Source organism: Nostoc sp. FACHB-110, from assembly GCF_014697425.1.
In the GTDB taxonomy this organism is placed as follows: Bacteria; Cyanobacteriota; Cyanobacteriia; order Cyanobacteriales; family Nostocaceae; genus Nostoc_B.
Window position 1 is genome coordinate 558095 of sequence record NZ_JACJRU010000001.1, and the last position, 18716, is coordinate 576810.

Genomic DNA, 18716 nt, shown 5'->3' on the forward strand with positions numbered 1-18716 from the left:
TATGGTAAATAAAGTTGCTTTAGTTAAAGAAGTTACAATTAAACAAGCTAATATTAAAGATGCAGAAAGCATTACTACCCTTGGTGAACAACTAGGATACTCCCTGACAATTCAACAGGTAGCGCAACGTCTGAATAAAATTCAAAATGATGCAGAACATATTGTTTATGTTGCAACTGTAGCAAATGAATATGTAATTGGTTGGGCGCACGCTCATATTTGTGATTTACTCATTATGCCAAAGCAAGCAATTCTTTTAGGACTAGTGGTAGATAAAGATTATCGTCATCACGGAATTGGGCGTTATTTAATGCAGTATATCGAACAATGGGCTGTATTAAAAGAATGTGATGGAGTCATTTTACGTTCTAATATTATCCGCAAAGAGGCACATTTATTTTATGAAAAAATTGGTTATAGAAATATAAAACAGTCTTTAGCTTTTTATAAGCAATTAGTTTAATGTCTAAATTACAAAGTTGGGGAATGATGTTATGGCTTTAATCAATCAAAGAGTAGATGTTCCTGTCATTGTTGATGAATCGAAATGTTTGGAAAAATGTACGGCTTGTATTGAGGTTTGTCCTTTAGATGTGTTGGCTAAGAATCCAGAGACTGGGAAAGCTTATATGAAATATGACGAATGTTGGTTTTGTTTACCTTGTGAAAAGGAATGTCCTACTAATGCTATTACGGTGCAGATTCCTTTTTTGTTGCGGTGATTATGTCTTAGAGTAATGTGAATTTCACGCAGAGGCGCATACTTCGACTTCGCTCAGTAACCATAGGTGCGGAGAGTAAGAGTTTGAGAGAGGATTTAAGATGTCTATAAGTGCTGATTCTGAATTAAATCAATGGATAGAAATGTTGCGATCGCCTGATGTTAATGACCGCTTAGTTGCTGTTAAAACTTTACAACATCTCGGTGAAGAAGAGACAATTGATGCTTTAATTATCGCTCTTAAAGATGAATATATTTCCGTCCAAAAAATAGCCATATCTGCTCTTTGGGAAATTGCTAATCCTGTAGCGATTCCTGCTTTAATTGAATGCTTGAGTTCGCAAGATGAAGATATTCGGACTGAAGCTGCATCAGCTTTAAATGAGTTAGTTAGTCAAGATGATTTATTGCTTTTACTAGATAAACTAAAAATTGATGCTATCAATACACAACTCAATATTTTAGTGCTGTTGCGTAAAATTCATGATATTCAATCTTTACCCTATATATTACCATTTTTACAATCAAATAATCCCGAATTAAGAGAAGCTGCAATAACTACATTGCGATATCTTAATCAACTAGAAAAATGCCCAGAAGCTTTAGATTTAATCTTTGATGAGTCAGCAGTGGTGCGACGGGCTGCGGCTTTAACTCTGGGACATCTACAAGATACAGAAGTAATTAATAAACTCAGTCAAGCACTAACTAATGATAGTGATTGGCAAGTGCGGCGTAATGCGGCTAAATCTCTAGCTATTCATGCAAATCATCAAGCAATTTTCGCTTTAGAAACTGCTTTAAGTGATGAACATTGGCAAGTCAGGAAAGCAACAGCACAAGCCTTACAAAAAATTCCAGATATTCAAGTTATACCCCAATTAATTCAAGCTTTAACAGATGAATATGCAGATGTTCGCAAAGAAGCTGTAATTGCTCTTGGTAATTTCGCTCATTCTGATGTTATTATCCCTCTGCAACAAGCGTTAGATGACCCTGACAGGGAAGTTGCTATTCAAGCACAACGGGCGATTAACAAGATACAAACAGATAAAATAGTATCAGGAGAGTAATCAATAATTAAGGGAAAGTGCAATGGGAAATCCATTTCCTGGAATGAACCCGTATTTGGAACAGTCTGAACTTTGGCATCAAGTTCATAATCGTTTGATTGTCGCTATAGCTGATGATTTGACTCCTCAAATCGCGCCTAAATACCGAGTTTCTATTGAAGAGCGAGTTTATACAAGTGTAGATGATATCTTACTGGTGGGAATTGCTGATGTAGCGGTTGCTAACCGTAATATTCCAGATATTAGCACAACTTTTACTGCTGCAAAACTTAGCGAACCTACTAAAGTCAAACTTCCCATCCCTGAACAAGTAACTGAAAGATTTTTAGAAGTGCGTGCAACTCAAAATAAAGAAGTAGTAGCTGTAATTGAAATACTTTCTCCTAAAAATAAAATCTCCAAAGAAGGTAGAACTGCTTACGAAAGCAAAAGACAGAAAATTTTAGCTTCTGCTACTAATTTGGTAGAAATTGACCTTTTAAAACAAGGTGAACCGATGCCGATTTTAGGTCTGAAAATCACAGATTATAGTATCTTGGTTAGTCGCAACTACAACAGACCTGATGCCGATTTATATACCTTCGATTTAAAAACTCCAATTCCGGTTTTTCCTGTACCTTTGCGTGAGGGTGAACCTGAGCCAATTGTTGATTTACAAAGGTTATTAAATGAAGTGTATGAACGTGCTAGATTTGACTTAGCCATTGATTATACACAACCTTTAAAAGTTAGGCGACTTCCTGAAGAAGAAGCTTGGATAAAAAAAGTTGTAGCAATTTAAATAAGAGCCATAATTATTGGGTATTAGTAATGCTAACACAATCAGAGCTTTGTTAATTTCGCAATACAAATTCTTTACTCCAAATTATTGACATCTGCTCATCAGCAATATTTATCAGGTGGAGCTTATCAACAAAACAATGATAATTTAAATATTCTACTGCTGATGAATCTTGCAAAATTTGCTCCGTATCTTTTGTAAATTTTCCTAGTGTTAAATGCGGAACGAATAGTAAATTATCTCTATGATATTCAGCTAATATATCTGTATATAGTTCATCGTGTAATTTGATTATATCTAACTTTCCTGATTCAACAATTAAAAACAGATATTCATCCCATGATTTTTGCAATCCTTGGAGATGAATATGAAATGTTTTCCAATTACTCAAAATACTCTCGATATGAGCAATGAGCTTGTTTTCATTAATAGATGCGTTTATGGGAAATACCAGGGTAATATGAGGTTCAATTAAATCAAATTGTGGATCAGATTGCTGCCTTATTTGCTGGATATACTCTGTGTTAATATTGGGATAATATACAAGTGCGTAAGACATAATGTTAAGTCTTAATTGATTGTAGTAGCGTAAATCAATATAATTATTGTGTTTCCTTCTATTACACTTAATCTACACTAATTACAGTATTGACTCAGTTATTATACAAGTTTTATATTACTAAATTTTCAACTTATAAACTATGACTATAGTCTATCAACAAGAAGTAGTCGAACTGCTCAAGCAGGTAATCGAACCAACTTTAAAAAATGACATTGTAAGTTTGGGAATGGTGCGGAATCTCCGCATAGTTGATGACTACGTTTACTTGCGTTTATGTATTGGTTCTCATCAGCAGCAATTCAAAACAGAAGTTGAAGCTAAATTATCAGCTTTAACTTGGTGTAAAAAGACTTATATTCAAATTTGTACAATTCCTGGGGTAAAAATCACTCTGGGAATTTCTAGTGGTAAGGGTGGTGTTGGTAAATCAACAACTGCTGTAAATATAGCCGCCGCTTTAAGCTTACAAGGGGCAAAGGTTGGGCTATTGGATGCGGATGTTTATGGGCCGAATGTGCCGCAAATGTTGGGGTTAGGTCAAGCTGATGTGGAAGTAATTCAGACTCCTACAGGTGATAAATTTTTACCTCTGGAAGTGCAAGGAATTAAATTAATGTCGGTGGGTTTACTGGCAGAAAAAAATCGTCCTTTGGCTTGGCGTGGGCCTGTACTGCATAAAATTATTACGCAATTTATCAATGATGTGGAATGGGGCGAATTAGATTATTTATTGATAGATTTACCACCAGGTACAGGTGATGCTCAAATTACAATTATTCAAGAAAGTCCAATTTGTGGTGTGATTCTGGTGACGACTCCGCAGCAAGTTGCTGTTGCCGATGTTCGACGTAATATATATATGTTCCGCCAAGTCGGTGTGCCGGTGCTGGGGATTGTGGAAAATATGAGTTATTTAATCTGTGGAGATTGTGGTTCACGCACCTATATTTTTGGTAGTGGTGGCGGTGAACAACTCGCAGCCGAATTACAAGCACCACTGTTAGGACAAATCCCCATTGATGCGCGTATTTGTAGCGGTGGTGATAGCGGAAATCCTATAGCTACGAGTGAACAAGCTTCCCCAGCGAGTGAGGTTTTTAGAAAAATTGCGATCGCGCTTCACACAAATTTTACCACAGCCATTTAATAAGCTGTTACGCATATTTGTGGCTTTCTTTGCCAAATATAAACTTTTTTGGGCGTTGCTGATTAGAGGGATGTTTTTTGTTTCGCGCAAAGGCGCAAAGGCGCGAAACATCGATAGTTAACCTTGCTAAAAATGCTTAATTCATCCCGCATTTATGCAACGCCCTTTTTTGATAATAGTCAATAGCTATTAAAGTTTAATGATTGTTTGAGCATGGTAAGTAGAACGGTGCAAATAAACCAAAGTATGTAACGAAAAGTAAAATTACCTAAAACCCTCTTTCCTTCTGCCTTGTCATATCGACAATTTTTAACATCGACCTACTTAACTTGAGATTTTATTTGAGGGTTTTATACTTTGAGTCAGATTAACCGCTTACTGCTGCTAAATTCCATAGAAAAAACCCTCATAAACACTATGAGGGCATTCATTAAAACTTATGTCAGTTCTCAAGTGCGGAAACGTCTTTTACCCTGCTTTTGTAAAGCCAGTTTTTTGCGCTTGGATTTTTCAATAGGCGTTTCAAAGTGACGGTGCTTCCTCATGTCTTGAAAAATTCCGGCTTTGGAAACTTCTCGCTTGAATCGACGTAAGGCCGACTCAAGATGTTCATTTTCACCCACTATAATTTGGGTCATCCTCTCTCCTACTAAATTGAATGCCTCAATGGCCTAAAAATTGGCTTTCTCAAATTTCCGGTTTTAAATTCTAATAGCGTCCGCGTCCACCGCCGCCACTATATCCACCGCGTCCACCACCGCCACCATATCCGCCCCGGTTTCCACCAGAAGAACCTCTGTCTTCTCTGGGCTTGGCTTTGTTCACTTTTAGGTCACGGCCCATCCATTCAGCACCATCAAGAGCTTCAATAGCAGCAGTTTCTTCAGCTTCTGTACCCATTTCCACGAAAGCGAAGCCGCGCAGACGGCCTGTTTCTCTGTCAGTGGGTAATTGAACCCGGTTTACTGTACCATATTCGGCAAAAACTCCCTTGATATCATCTTCTGTAACTTGGTAAGAGAGGTTGCCTACATAAATTGACATTAATTTTCTCCAAAATTATCAGTTTGTAGAGATTTAAATTTTGGAGAACAGTCTGTAAATACTAAAAGGGAAAATCCTGTCAATACTAACAACAAAAATACTCACCAAATTAATTCTCTTTTTCTAGGATGACATAAAAACTAATTAGATGCATCCCGTAAAGGTTAATAAATGGTTAACCCTGATGTCATCAGGCAAAAATCCCAAATCACCTGCATCTGCTGAAATTCCGAATCCAAATAGTTCAGTGACTTGAGACTCACCCTCCCAAGCCTCAACCGTAAAACTGAATTCACCCAGATGAGTAATACCGTTTCACTTTAAGTTTCATACAAATGGGTCGCAGGGGAGCAGGGGGCAGGGAGAAAAGATTAAAAACCAATGGATTTGGCTCAGGATTTTCGTGAAATGGTATAATTATATGCCAATAGCCACATTTTTGCTTCGTCTCATGGTTAAACGGCGATCGCAACTGATTGACAAATGCAACTTGAGACGGTGAAAACTTCCGTCAACAACAGGGTGTAGGGTGTGGCTGAGTGTGAAGACGGTGATGTGGGGCTTGGTCAAACTGGCTCGAAAAGCTCTGCTACAGGTAAAGTTAGAAGTCTTTTGACTTAATAAAGTAATTTATCGTATTTACAATCTGTTGATAACGCTTGTAATCACGCGTAGGTGATGATATAGAAACTAATTTACCTAATTTTAATTCTAGTTGTATTAAGTACCACGGAGTTCGACTTGCTAAGGGCATTTGAGTAACAGAGACTTTTAAAACTTCACTTAGCTTTGTTATTTGAGTAAAAATACCTAAAGCCTGATGTTGTTTTTTGATAATAATTTGGTCTGAAGATTTATCAAACTGACAAAAAATCTGCTTTGGAATTGCTAAGGATTGAAAAATAATAGCAATACTGGGAAGTAAAAATACCATTCCTTCCAGAAATCCTGACCATCGATCATCTTGTTGAATCTTTAGCCCAAGCTGTTGAGGATTGTTGATAAAAGCATTAATTGTCTCAGTAATTTTGTAGTGCTTCTCTTTAATAAATACTCTATGATTTACTAATTCGATCGCACCGATACCAGAAGAAGTATACACTACAACTCCTGTGCCATGTTCTGTTACAACAGCAGCTTTCTTTAGCTGACCAGGGAGCCTAGTTATTTCTGTTCCAAATAAACTAATAATTGTTCTTTGGCAAGTAATTGCGTTACTGTTATTGCGCTGACATTCTAATTTAGTTAAATTGCTTGTAGTTGTAATAATCAGCAATCCCACAGTAACAAACGGAATACTAAACATTATTCCCCACAGCCATTGCCAATTATTATCTTCTAAAGATAATTTAGTTGATGTTTGCTCAATAATTTGCATCTAATCATTTCCTAATTGACTTAATATTCGGGCTAATTCAGCCAGACAAAAATCCCCTTCTACAGGTTGTCTTTCTTGCTGTTCTGGTTTTAAATAGAGATATTTACAATCAATATTGCTAAATTTATTATGAGTTGGTATTTTCCAAGCGAACACACAAACTCCTGTCAATATAGCAAAGGAAAAATCTGTATTTTGCACTAGAGAATTGCTAGATTTAAACAACCAAATGCACCAAATTTTTTCAATATACTCAATACTAAAGTTGTTTAAGTGGAATTGTCTGGGCAAGTGGTATAGCTTAAGCCAGCACCCAAATTTTACCACAGTTCACCTGTTCCTTTGTGGGATTTTGCTGCCCGTACGATACCAGTTCTAGTAGCAATATAATTGTTACCTCTTCCTCTACTCCAAGTGTGCAATACAAATTGGTTTTTTAAACTTGATAAATAGCTCCTATTTTTACCTTTGTTTAGTATTTTCTTAAACTTAATTCAGTAAATTTTTGGCGATTAGTTACACAAAAAACTTTGGATAGCAAGTAATAAAATATACAAAAATACTCAATATTATGACGTAGTGAGTTTAATTTGCTGCATCAACCTAACTATTGTGTGTAAAAAGCAGACACGGAATAGACATCCATTACACCTATTTTGTCAGCAGGTCTGAGTGCAACATTTTGATCATGTTGAGTAGTACAAGCTATTGCCCGTTAAGCCAAATTTTTGTGTTGATTTATCACACCTCGGATCTTTATTAGGAAAGGTTTTACTGAATGTCTAGTATCGTCTTTATCGATTCTCAAATTCCTGATTACCAAAGCCTTGTAGATGGCTTAGATGCAGATAGCCAATTAATTATCCTTGATCCCAATCAAGACGGTGTAGCCCAAATTACCGCAGCCTTACAAGCAGGCAACTTTGACTCTGTACACATAGTTTCTCATGGAACTCCAGGCAACTTACAGTTAGGAACAGCACAATTAAATGTGCAGACTATCACCACAACCTACAGTAGCCTTTTACAACAATGGTCAAATCATTTGACACCGGGTGCAGATATTCTGCTTTACGGTTGTAATGTGGCTCAAGGTGAATCAGGCCAAAGCTTTGTGCAGCAGTTACATGAAATTACAGGTGCTGATATCGCTGCGTCTGATAATGCAACGGGTAGTGTCGTACTTGGTGGCGATTGGAACTTAGAATATACTACAGGATTGATTACTGCACCCCTAGCATTTCAAATTCAGGCACTAGAAGCTTACAACTCTGTTTTAGCCCCCTTCACTGGTGGAAATATAGTTGTTTTGCGTTTGGGAACTGGTACTGGAACGCTATCAAGTGCCGCCACGCCAGTATTTTTGGATGAATACACCACAAATGGCACTTTATCTCAATCAATTGCCTTACCTACTGCTGTTAGTGGTAATAATCGCATCCTCACCCAAAGTGGTACAGCAACTTCTGAAGGCGCGTTAACCCTCTCGGCTGATGGACGATATTTAACTTTAGTCGGCTACGATGCAGCACCAGGAACAACGGGTGTTGCGAGTACAACTAGTTCTGCCAACAACCGGATTGTTGCTAGGGTAGATGCTAACGGCACAGTTGACACAACTACTCGCATTAGCAGTGCTTATAGTGGTAACAATATCCGTAGTGCAGTTACTAACGATGGTTCTGGCTTTTGGGTTGGTGGCCCTGCTACTGGTCTTACCTACGTTCCCTATGGTAGTACAGGCACTTCTACCACAATCAATGGGTTGAATTCGCGTGTTACTAACATCTTCAACGGACAGTTATATACTTCTGCCTCATCTGGTAGCAACATTGGAGTCAGCACTATTGGAATAGGCTTACCCACAACCTCTGGACAAACCGTTTCTCTCCTGCCAGGATTACCAAATACAGGAAATCCTTACGCTTTTGTCTTACTTGACCGCGACCTTACTATAGCTGGTGTTGATACGCTGTACATAGCTGATCAAAATGCTAGTAATAATGGCGGTGGGTTGTATAAATATTCCTTTAATGGTGCTACCTGGAATGCCCAGGGAAGTATTGCTGGTACGTTAACTGGCTTGACTGGAGTCATCAACGGTAGCGGTGTAGATTTGTATGCGACTAACGGCACTGGTGTAGGTAATACCCTCGTCAGGTTTACGGATACAGCAGCATTTAACGCTAACATATCTGGTTCATTTACCACACTGGCTACAGCAGCAGCAAATACTGTTTTCCGAGGTGTGGCATTTGCGCCCACTAACGCTACTCCTTTGCCTGATTTAACTGTTAGTCTCAGTGATTCTCCTGACCCGGTGATTGTGGGGAATCCTCTTACTTATACTCTGATAGTTAGTAATGTTGGTGCTGCCAATGCTAATAACGTCACGGTGCAGTATACCTTACCTAATGGCGTAACATTTAACGGCACATCAGTTTCTAATGGTTTTACTGCTAGTCAATCAGGAAATATTGTGGCCTTTACAGGTGGCAGTATTAATGCGGGTAGTAATGCCAGCCTGACTGTTTCTGTCATTCCTAATACCAGTGGAATTCTTACTAGCGGTACTGCCACGGTAGATATTAACAACAATATTCCTGAAAGCAACGAAAACAATAATACTGGGGCGGCAATTACCACCACAGTTACCACAACTCAGGTAGGACAAGCACCGACCATTGTACTCAACACAGCCAGCACCACCGATTTATTAGATGCTAATGGAGCTTTGCCAATTGCAGGTTTAGCCGCAGTTAGTGGTGTAATTAACAATCCCAATGACCCCGCTAGAACTCTGGGTTTGGATTTCACAATTGCTGATGCTGATACCGACATAGCGAATTTGACTGTGACAGTTAGCAGCAGCAACACAGCTGTGGTTCCTAACGCCAACTTGACATTAACTGGTTCAGGAGCTAGTCGCAATCTTAGGATTAATCCTGTAGGTGTCGGTAATAGCAATATTATTGTGACTGTTAGTGATGGTAGTAGTACTGCCAACTATACAATTGCCTATGCAGCCTCAGCTAATAACGGAACAACGACAACTCAATTTTTAACAGGTACAAGTGATGCTTCTACAGCGATTTCTGTGGGTGGGACATACTTCTTAGCAGGCGATGACGAAAATCAAGTTTTGCGCCTCTACGATTACACCAAATCAGGATTACCTGTGGGTGGTTTTGACTTTACCAGTTCTCTGGGATTGACACAAACTAACAGTTCTGGAATTCTGCGAGAAGTAGATATTGAAGCATCTACAAGAGTAGGCGATCGCATTTTCTGGTTAGGTTCAGAAAGCAATAATGATGAGGGTAGTAATCGGCCTAATCGTAACCGCATATTTGCTACAGATATCACTGGCACAGGCGCAACCGCTACGCTCACTTATGCAGGTCGCTACGACTTTTTACGACAAGACATCATTAACTGGGATGTTAATAACCTTCATGGTAAAGGTGCTAACTACTACGGTTTGGCGGCCAGTGCGGCTACTGGTGTTGGTTCCAAAGTACCCAACGGCTACAATATCGAAGGTTTAGAAATCGCTCCTGATGGGACAACGGCATACGTAGCTTTCCGCGCTCCACAAGTTCCGCCTAGCGGACGTTCTCACGCTCTTATCGTTCCTGTCACCAACTTTACCAACCTCTTGTCACCTACTGGGGGTACACAAGGCTCGGCTCAATTTGGCACTCCCATCGAATTAGATTTAGGTGGTCGAGGAATTCGGGAAATTCGCCGCAATGCTAACAATCAGTATGTGATTATTGCCGGGCCAGCTGGTGATGCCGGGTCTGCACCCAACGATTTTCGCCTTTATACTTGGGATGGCAACCCCAACAGCACCCCGCAATTACGTGCTGCTACATTCCCCACAGGCTTTAATCCTGAAGGTATGATCAGCATTCCTGATAATCTCACCAGTACTTCGCAAATTCAGTTTGTTAACGATGATGGCGACCTTGTTCTTTACAACAATGCTACAGCCACCAAAGACCTCGCAGAAAATAACTACAAAAAATTCCGTACCGACAGCATTACCCTTGGTGGTGTAGTTCTGACACCACGAATTCACGACATTCAAGGAACTGCTCACATCTCACTGTTAAACGGACAAAGTGTAGCTGATGTACCGGGGATTGTGACTGTTGTTAGATCCAATGGATTTTACTTGCAAGACCCAAATCCTGACAACGACGATCGCACCTCCGAGGCAATTTTTGTTTTTACTTCCTCAGCACCAACTGTGCGCGTAGGCGATTCTGTGTTAGTTGCTGGTACAGTCACAGAGTTTCGTCCCGGCAGTACTGGTGGGACAAATAACCTGACAACTACAGAAATTATTAGTCCTAGAATTACTGTTCTTTCCCAGAATAACTCGCTACCTACTGCCACAATTTTAGGCAATGGTGGGCGTATTATTCCGACAACAGTAATTGAAGATGATGCCAATGGCAATGTCGAAACTGGTGGTGTGTTTGACCCAGCCAATGATGGCCTTGATTTCTACGAAAGCTTAGAAGGAATGCTGGTGCAGATTAACAACCCTGTAGCAGTTAGTCCGACAAATTCCTTTGGTGAGATTTGGGTATTGGGCGATAATGGCGTAAATGCTACTGGACGCACACCTCGTGGCGGGATTGTGATTAGTCCGAATGATTCTAATCCAGAACGCATCCAAATAGATGATACTTTATTGACGGGTAGCACGCCTCAAGTTAGTGTCGGTGCGACTTTTGACACAATTACTGGTGTAGTTGATTACAATTTTGGCAACTTTGAAGTATTGCCAACTGCCCTCACCGTAACTGCACCTAGCACTCTTTCTCGAGAAGTAACTAATCTTACTCCTACTTCTGACCAATTAACAGTAGCCACGTTCAACGTGGAAAACCTTGATCCTGGTGATGGCGCAACTCAGTTTGCTAACTTAGCCGATCGCATTGTCCATAATTTGCGATCGCCAGATATCCTTGGGGTAGAAGAAATTCAAGACAACAATGGGGCAACAAATAACAGTGTAGTTGATGCCAGTGTTACTTACCAGACATTAATAGAGGCGATCGTGGCGGCTGGTGGCCCTAGATATGAATATCGCCAAGTTGACCCAGTAAATAACCAAGACGGTGGTGAACCTGGTGGTAATATCCGTCAAGGTTTCTTATTTAACCCAACCCGTGTGCAGTTTGTCGATATTCCTGGCGGTGGTTCTATTACTAACACCACAGTTACTAATGTCAATGGTGTTCCCACGCTGTCAGCGAGTCCTGGAAGACTTGAGCCAACTAACTCTGCATTTAATAGCAGTCGTAAACCGTTAATTGGTCAATTCGTCTTCAACGGTCAAAATCTTTACATCATCGGCAATCACTTTAACTCCAAAGGCGGCGACCAACCTTTATATGGTGTCAATCAACCGCCAGTTCTCAGCAGCGAAGTGCAACGCCAACAACAAGCAACAATAGTGGCAAACTTTGTCCAACAAATTTTGGGAATTGACTCCAAAGCCAATGTAGTGGTTTTGGGTGATTTGAATGACTACCAGTTTTCTAATCCTCTCAATATCCTCAAAAGTGCTGGGCTGACTGCCTTAATTGAAACTCTGCCCGCAAATGAACGTTACACTTACAATTTTGAAGGTAACGCCCAAGTACTCGACCATATTCTAGTTAGTAATAACTTACTCAACAAACTAGATGGCTTTGATGTGGTTCATATTAACTCAGAATTTGTTGATCAAGTTAGTGACCACGATCCTGGTATAGCAAGGTTTAATTTACGCGCTAACCAAGCTCCGACGGCAGTCACATTTAATAATGCGTTGACCAGCATCAATGAAAACACTAGCACCAGCGATCGCATCCGTGTTGCAGATATCAGTATTACTGATGATGCTTTAGGAACCAATAACCTCAGCCTCACTGGCACAGATGCGAGTTTCTTTGAAATCACTAATTCTGTATTGTATTTACGGGCTAACACTAACCTAGATTTTGAAACCAAGTCTAGTTACAGTGTCACCGTTGCCGTGGATGACCCCACAGTTGGCAGCACTCCCGATGCAGTGGCTAATTTCACCTTGGCTGTGAATGATGTCAATGAAGCACCAACCGCAGTTAACTTCCGCAACACTGTTACCAGCATCAACGAAAATACAAATACCAGCAACCGCATCCGTGTTGCAGATATCAGTATTACTGATGATGCTTTAGGAACCAATAACCTCAGTCTGACTGGCACAGATGCGAGTTTCTTTGAAATCACTAATTCTGTATTGTATTTACGGGCTAACACTAACCTAGATTTTGAAACCAAGTCTAGTTACAATGTCACCGTTGCCGTAGATGACCCCACAGTTGGCAGCACTCCCGATGCAGTGGCTAATTTCACCTTGGCTGTGAATGATGTCAATGAAGCACCAACCGCAGTTAACTTCCGCAACACTGTTACCAGCATCAACGAAAATACAAATACCAGCAACCGCATCCGTGTTGCAGATATCAGTATTACTGATGATGCTTTAGGAACCAATAACCTCAGTCTGACTGGCACAGATGCGAGTTTCTTTGAAATCACTAATTCTGTATTGTATCTGAGAGCTAACACTAACCTAGATTTTGAAACCAAGTCTAGTTACAATGTCACCGTTGCCGTAGATGACCCCACAGTTGGCAGCACTCCCGATGCAACTGCTAATTTCACCTTGGCTGTGAATGATGTCAATGAAGCACCAACCGCCAGAAATGACAGCGCCACAACCACAGATATTCAACCAGTCATCATTAATGTACTGGCAAATGACACTGACCCAGATGGTAATCTGTTAACTATCAGCAGTTTCACCAATCCGACGACAGGTAGTGTAGTACGGAATAATGACAACACCTTCACCTACACTCCCCGACTTGGTTTTTCTGGTGCTGATAGTTTTACTTACACAATTAATGATGGTAGTTTAACTGCTACAGCCACAGTTAACCTGACACTTACCCTTGGTAGCAACCAAATTATTGGCACTGCTGGTAATGATATCTTACTGGGAACTGGCAGAAGCGACATTATCAGAGGTCTAGGTGGTAGTGACATCATTAGCAGCTTGGGCAACAAGGACATCATTTATGGTGGAGACGGCAATGATAGCTTAGATGGCGGTGCTGGTGATGACATACTTTATGGTGAAAATGGCAAGGATATCCTTTATGGCGGGGACGGCAATGACACCCTAGATGGCGGTACTGGTGATGACATACTTTATGGTGGTGCTGGTAATGACATACTCATCGGTGGCTTAGGTCGAGATATTTTGATGGGTGGTGATGGTAGAGATAGCTTCTACTTAAACAATGGTTCTGGCAATACTGATACCGTCATGGACTTTGCTGCTGGTGAGAGTCTGATTATTTCCAAATCAGAATTTAGCCTTAACCAAGCATTGGGTACACTTAGCCCCAGTTTCTTCCGTCTTGGTACAAGTGCTACTACTGCCAGCGATCGCTTTATTTATGACGGAAGTACAGGTAAACTGTTCTTTGATCAAGATGGCATTGGCAATGTCGCTAAAGTTCAAATAGCTCAGTTTGCTAATAAACCTATTCTCGCCAATACCGATTTTTCTGTGATTGCATAAATGAATTTAATTCCCCTACTGATAGTCTGCCAAGAAAACTTGGCGTGGTGGTAGACTTCGGGGTATTTAGCAGGCAGCAAGGGGAAGAATCTTTCCCTTGCTCCTACCTTAAAAGCTTTATCAGTCGCCCTTTAGAGCTTTGCGAGCTAACTTGACGTAAGTTTTTACTGTATCAGGTTTCATTTGTAAGTCAAGAGCGATCGCCGCTAAAGAGTCCCCATGTTCTCGACGAGCTAGAATAGTTGCCCAAGTACTAGCAATTTTATCAGTGCGATCGCCCCCTGTGCGTTTGCGCTGTGCAGCGAATATCTCTGTCAGTTCTTCAATGCGTTGAGCTAGCATATCTGCAATTAACTGCTCGGCGACAGCTGACTTTTGCTCTTCTAGCCAGCCAGCGTGTGTTTGTCCTAGTCCAAAGGTGGTTTTGTGGCCTGTGCCGCAGTAGGGTGCTAGTCTGAGTAAAGCATAAAATAGCTGCGTAAATTCAGTATTTGCCAAAGCGGCCTTACTCAAGCCCAAAGATATAGCCCCAGTAAAACCAGTGACTGACCCTTGCTTACCTGCTGCAACTTTAACTGATTCCAAACGATGCTGGTGAATGATGACGTTTTCATCAATCCATTTCAGGAAAACCTCTTGTTCTACTGGCTGCTGCGAAAAATCATTCCACCGCCGTAGATAGCTGTGGAAGAGATTTTCTGGAACTGGTAAAGGGAAATGATGACCCTTGCGGCGAAAACTTGTCGGTGAAACAAAACTCAAGTCTACGACAGATTGATTTTCTGAGGATTGCAGTAACTTTGTATAAGTAGTAGGGGTATGAGCAATACTCACCTGTTTGATTTGTAGAGATGCTCCTCTTAAATCGATATCCTTTGGCAAGTTGGTTAACCACTGCTTGAGAAAAGATGCAACCCTTTGAGACAGCGCATTGATATGCCAATGATAGATTTGATTGGCTACTAATTTCAGTTGCTTACCACTAGGTAGAAGTTGCCCTTCTAGTGCTGAGATAGTAAAAGCTTTTTCTGATTCTCCATCATGAAGATAAGCTGATAGTTCAGGGTCAATTTGTCGCACTTGGTCTAGAAACCAAGCATGGAGTCCAATTGTGTACTGTGAGTAGAGCGATGCTGAAGCAGTTGCTTCTAAATCAAACACCAAGCCTACCAATTGGGTCTCATCTGTCCATGTCGGCACTGAGGAAGTAGGTGCAGGTTTAGCTCTGGGCTTGCGCTTGGTGGTTGTGGCTGCTCTAGGCATCGTTTGGCTTGAGTCGAAGAATGATTCAATATTCTAGGTGATTTCATCCCCCAATGGGGAAAATAGGGTTGAGAAATGAACAGTGAACAGTGAACAGTGACCAGTTATCAATTTGTTGTTTTAGTCCCCTTGCGGGGAAATTGTGTTTGGAAACCCAACACCAGTAGTGCGGTCAAATTTCATTGAGACTTGTTTCAGTCCCCTTGCGGGGAAATTGGGTTTAGAAACCTATTAATCTGACATCCCATATCATTGCCATAAATATGTTTCAGTCCCCTTGCGGGGAAATTGGGTTTAGAAACGTTGAGCATCATATTGATGATGATGTTGACCAATAGTTTCAGTCCCCTTGCGGGGAAATTGGGTTTAGAAACTCAGCCGAATCCTGGGTGCAATCCCCAGGCGATCGCCTGTTTCAGTCCCCTTGCGGGGAAATTGGGTTTAGAAACGGGTGCGGGGAATTAATAATGATGCTTCGCAGTTGTGTTTCAGTCCCCTTGCGGGGAAATTGGGTTTAGAAACTAAACTTTGACTCTCCCCCCAATCAAATAACAAAGAGTTTCAGTCCCCTTGCGGGGAAATTGGGTTTAGAAACATGGCGCGTTAGCTGAGATGGTCGATGTTCAACTGTTTCAGTCCCCTTGCGGGGAAATTGGGTTTAGAAACCTAAGTGTTGAATTTCTGTTATTTAAAGAATAGTTTCAGTCCCCTTGCGGGGAAATTGGGTTTAGAAACGCTTGTTCCAAGCTTCTTTGGCTCCTGATTTCTGTGTTTCAGTCCCCTTGCGGGGAAATTGGGTTTAGAAACCTTTTTGTCAGCGTGTTTTAAATAAGAATTTCCCTGGAAGTTTCAGTCCCCTTGCGGGGAAATTGGGTTTAGAAACTGCTCGCTACTGAAACTATTATGGAGCAAGCTTCCTGGGAAGCAAATTGACGAATCGAAAATTTTGGTCATTTTCAGCCCATCTTATTGCAAGAAATTTGCAACTTCCCTAATTAATGAAACTCTGAAATTATTATATTGTCAAGGTTCTGGCGATTTTGACGAATCCCCTAGGGTTTTTGACCCCGCTACGACTGGTCAAACATCAAGCTGATATCTTTATCAATCATAAGACGATAGTTTGTTCTTGTCGAGGTATTTCCGAACCATAGGTAATAGTTTTTTTCACAGCACCAGAATCAAGTACATATATTCGCACAGCGTCTTCTTCGGGTTTGATTAATTTTTCGATCTTTGTCTGTAAAGTGGCAAATTGTACAGATGTCAGAAAGCATTCAAATACACTGTATTGTGTCCATTTGCCGTAACCAGATAACATTTTGTGCAGACGAGTGCGACGTTTGTTAGCGGCTTTATTATCTGGCAGATCGTAGATAATTAGATAGAACAGTGTAGTCATCTTAGAGCAAGAGCTTTGTAGGGGAGGCCTTCTTGTAAATGCCGACTGAGTAACCGTGCTTGAAGTTCAATGGCGCGACGATAATTACATCGGTATTGAAAAACAGGATGTGTGAACTCATCATTCATTTTTCGCTCAAATGCTTGCAAGAAATTTTTGCGAGCCGATTCTTGTAATCGATAAGCACCCAAACTTTCGGAAAAGTCTTGTGGTTGTATTTCGCGTTTATGTAATACCTTCAATACAACGCTATCGGCTATTAAAGCACGAAATTCTTCCATTAAATCCAACACTATTGAAGGCTGACCATGATGAACTTCGTGTAGATATCCAATATATGGGTCTAGGCCAGCAACATGAACAGCAGCTGTGACTTGAACACGCAATAAACCATAAGCAAAACTAAGCAACGAATTTACTGGGTCTGTAGGTGGACGGCGATTTCTGCCATTAAAAGTCCAAGAGTTACCAACCATCCGTGACCAACAAGCAAAATATTCCCGTGCAGCTAAACCTTCAATACCTCTTACTTGATCTATAGTTTTCTGGTTTTTAACTTGGCTTTTGCGTTCTTTTAAAGGGTTATCACGCTCGTTATTACGATACAAAACTTGATATTGATTGTGAATTTTAGCTGCCACAATCGCTTTCACTAATTCTAAGCGTCGCACAGGATCGTTATAAAGTTGATACTGTGCTAAACGCAATTGTCCGTTACGTGAATAACCAGGCAGTGCCGAACCCAAGTATTTACCAAAGTTAGACAGATAATGCACGGGCATTCCTAATTCCAAAGCATAAACAAGCGCATCTCCTGTGACTTGGGGATTACCCATCAAGACTACTTGCTCCACAGTTTGGGCTGGAATACTTTGTTTTTTCCAAGAACCATCTTCTTGCTTTAAAGCTACATTAAAAGCTTCATAGTTTTTGCTTAAAACAGCATCAGCTTGAGTAACGTAAAGAACTGACATATTAAAGTTGTGTAATTGAGTGGTGAATAAAAGTTGTCGATGAATTAGTACTGATTCAATCATCAGCTTCAGCAGCTTGTGACCTTTGTAGTTGCTTAACTTCCAAAGGTAGACAAATTCTTTGTAGGCTGCATGAAAGGCATTTTTTTGAATGGTCAATTGGCAATGGCATAGTTTGGTGAGCCGCAAGTTGCGCGAGTAAAATCGCTTGCTCGGTCATTTGTCTAAGTTGGGGTGTAAATTCTACTGTCTGCCTTCTGCGATTGGCATGATAAAAAATCTCACCATAAGTAATATTGCGTTTGGTGCGTTCTTCTAAACACAAAGCGGCTGCACAAAGTTGAAAATGGTCGTTAAGATGTTGTGCCATTTTGCCTTTTTTATATTCCACTGGCACAAGTTGACCGTCGCATTCTTCTACTGCATCAATTATACCTGCAACTTTTAGGCGATCGCTCCACACCCACTGCTGCTGATGAATTAGCGTGTCGCCTTCTTGAAATGTAGTTTCTTCATTCACATTGCGGTGTATATGGCGACCTAAAATAATGTGTTCATTGTCTTCCATTTCGCCCAATACATATTCCAAATAAAATCTGCGTGGGCAATATTCCCAAGCGTTAAGATACGCCAGGGGTAAATAATCCTCATTCATTTCATTAGTCATTAGTCATTGGTTATTGGTAATTACTTGCCAAATCCCTACATATCAACCCCATCAATGTATGACTGCAA

At 40.6% G+C, this 18716-nt stretch carries 15 protein-coding genes and 1 CRISPR repeat array; of the genes, 6 read left to right on the forward strand and 9 right to left on the reverse strand.

What is annotated here, in order from left to right:
• Position 1: 1 nt before the first annotated feature.
• From H6G69_RS02100 to H6G69_RS02115, 4 genes are all read left to right on the forward strand, one after another.
• On the forward strand, positions 2-463 hold the full coding sequence (locus H6G69_RS02100; RefSeq protein WP_190681030.1) for a GNAT family N-acetyltransferase: 462 nt from the start codon (positions 2-4) through the stop codon (positions 461-463).
• Positions 464-494: 31 nt separating this feature from the next.
• Positions 495-722 carry a ferredoxin family protein gene (locus H6G69_RS02105; protein ID WP_053455107.1) on the forward strand — a complete coding sequence of 76 codons (228 nt, stop codon included), beginning with the start codon at positions 495-497 and terminating at the stop codon, positions 720-722.
• Positions 723-822: 100 nt separating this feature from the next.
• Positions 823-1794, forward strand: a complete 972-nt coding sequence (locus H6G69_RS02110; RefSeq protein WP_190681032.1) for a HEAT repeat domain-containing protein — start codon at positions 823-825, stop codon at positions 1792-1794.
• A 22-nt stretch (positions 1795-1816) separates the two neighbouring features.
• Complete coding sequence (locus tag H6G69_RS02115) at positions 1817-2575, forward strand: DUF4058 family protein (RefSeq protein WP_190681034.1); 759 nt, start codon at positions 1817-1819, stop codon at positions 2573-2575.
• Positions 2576-2627: 52 nt separating this feature from the next.
• Here the strand turns inward: H6G69_RS02115 and H6G69_RS02120 are convergent, their stop codons facing one another.
• Positions 2628-3134 (reverse strand): 2'-5' RNA ligase family protein, encoded by a 507-nt coding sequence (locus H6G69_RS02120; RefSeq protein ID WP_190681037.1) that lies wholly within the window; start codon positions 3132-3134, stop codon positions 2628-2630.
• Between the two features lie 142 nt (positions 3135-3276).
• On the opposite strand from H6G69_RS02120, the gene H6G69_RS02125 reads away from it, so the two are divergent.
• On the forward strand, positions 3277-4284 hold the full coding sequence (locus H6G69_RS02125) for an Mrp/NBP35 family ATP-binding protein (RefSeq protein WP_190681039.1): 1008 nt from the start codon (positions 3277-3279) through the stop codon (positions 4282-4284).
• Positions 4285-4733: 449 nt separating this feature from the next.
• Here H6G69_RS02125 and rpsU read toward each other — a convergent pair whose 3' ends face one another.
• The 4 genes from rpsU to H6G69_RS02145 form a co-directional block, all read right to left on the reverse strand.
• On the reverse strand, positions 4734-4922 hold the full coding sequence (gene rpsU, locus H6G69_RS02130; protein WP_015115835.1) for a 30S ribosomal protein S21: 189 nt from the start codon (positions 4920-4922) through the stop codon (positions 4734-4736).
• A 70-nt stretch (positions 4923-4992) separates the two neighbouring features.
• Positions 4993-5328 (reverse strand): RNA-binding protein, encoded by a 336-nt coding sequence (locus tag H6G69_RS02135; protein WP_190681041.1) that lies wholly within the window; start codon positions 5326-5328, stop codon positions 4993-4995.
• A gap of 601 nt (positions 5329-5929) precedes the next feature.
• Positions 5930-6706 carry a hypothetical protein gene (locus H6G69_RS02140; RefSeq protein ID WP_190681042.1) on the reverse strand — a complete coding sequence of 259 codons (777 nt, stop codon included), beginning with the start codon at positions 6704-6706 and terminating at the stop codon, positions 5930-5932.
• Positions 6707-6862, reverse strand: a complete 156-nt coding sequence (locus tag H6G69_RS02145) for a hypothetical protein (protein ID WP_206757633.1) — start codon at positions 6860-6862, stop codon at positions 6707-6709.
• A gap of 622 nt (positions 6863-7484) precedes the next feature.
• Here H6G69_RS02145 and H6G69_RS02150 point away from each other — a divergent pair.
• On the forward strand, positions 7485-14342 hold the full coding sequence (locus H6G69_RS02150) for a DUF4347 domain-containing protein (protein ID WP_190681046.1): 6858 nt from the start codon (positions 7485-7487) through the stop codon (positions 14340-14342).
• 120 nt (positions 14343-14462) lie between these two features.
• On the opposite strand, the gene cas6 is transcribed toward H6G69_RS02150, so the two are convergent.
• From cas6 to cas4, 4 genes are all read right to left on the reverse strand, one after another.
• The gene (gene cas6 / locus H6G69_RS02155) at positions 14463-15605 is read right to left on the reverse strand and encodes a CRISPR-associated endoribonuclease Cas6 (protein WP_190681049.1); all 1143 of its coding nucleotides are present in this window, start codon (positions 15603-15605) and stop codon (positions 14463-14465) included.
• Between the two features lie 117 nt (positions 15606-15722).
• A CRISPR array of direct repeats spans positions 15723-16488; the repeat unit is 37 nt; unit sequence GTTTCAGTCCCCTTGCGGGGAAATTGGGTTTAGAAAC.
• A 225-nt stretch (positions 16489-16713) separates the two neighbouring features.
• Positions 16714-17007, reverse strand: a complete 294-nt coding sequence (cas2, locus tag H6G69_RS02160; protein ID WP_190681051.1) for a CRISPR-associated endonuclease Cas2 — start codon at positions 17005-17007, stop codon at positions 16714-16716.
• A complete protein-coding gene (cas1d, locus tag H6G69_RS02165; protein ID WP_242071947.1) occupies positions 17004-18044 on the reverse strand; it encodes a type I-D CRISPR-associated endonuclease Cas1d in 1041 nt (346 codons plus the stop codon). The genes cas2 and cas1d overlap by 4 nt, the downstream gene beginning before the upstream one ends.
• Positions 18037-18648: a CRISPR-associated protein Cas4 gene (cas4, locus tag H6G69_RS02170; RefSeq protein WP_242071948.1), complete on the reverse strand. Its 612-nt coding sequence runs from the start codon at positions 18646-18648 to the stop codon at positions 18037-18039. The genes cas1d and cas4 overlap by 8 nt, the downstream gene beginning before the upstream one ends.
• Between the last annotated feature and the right edge of the window lie 68 nt (positions 18649-18716).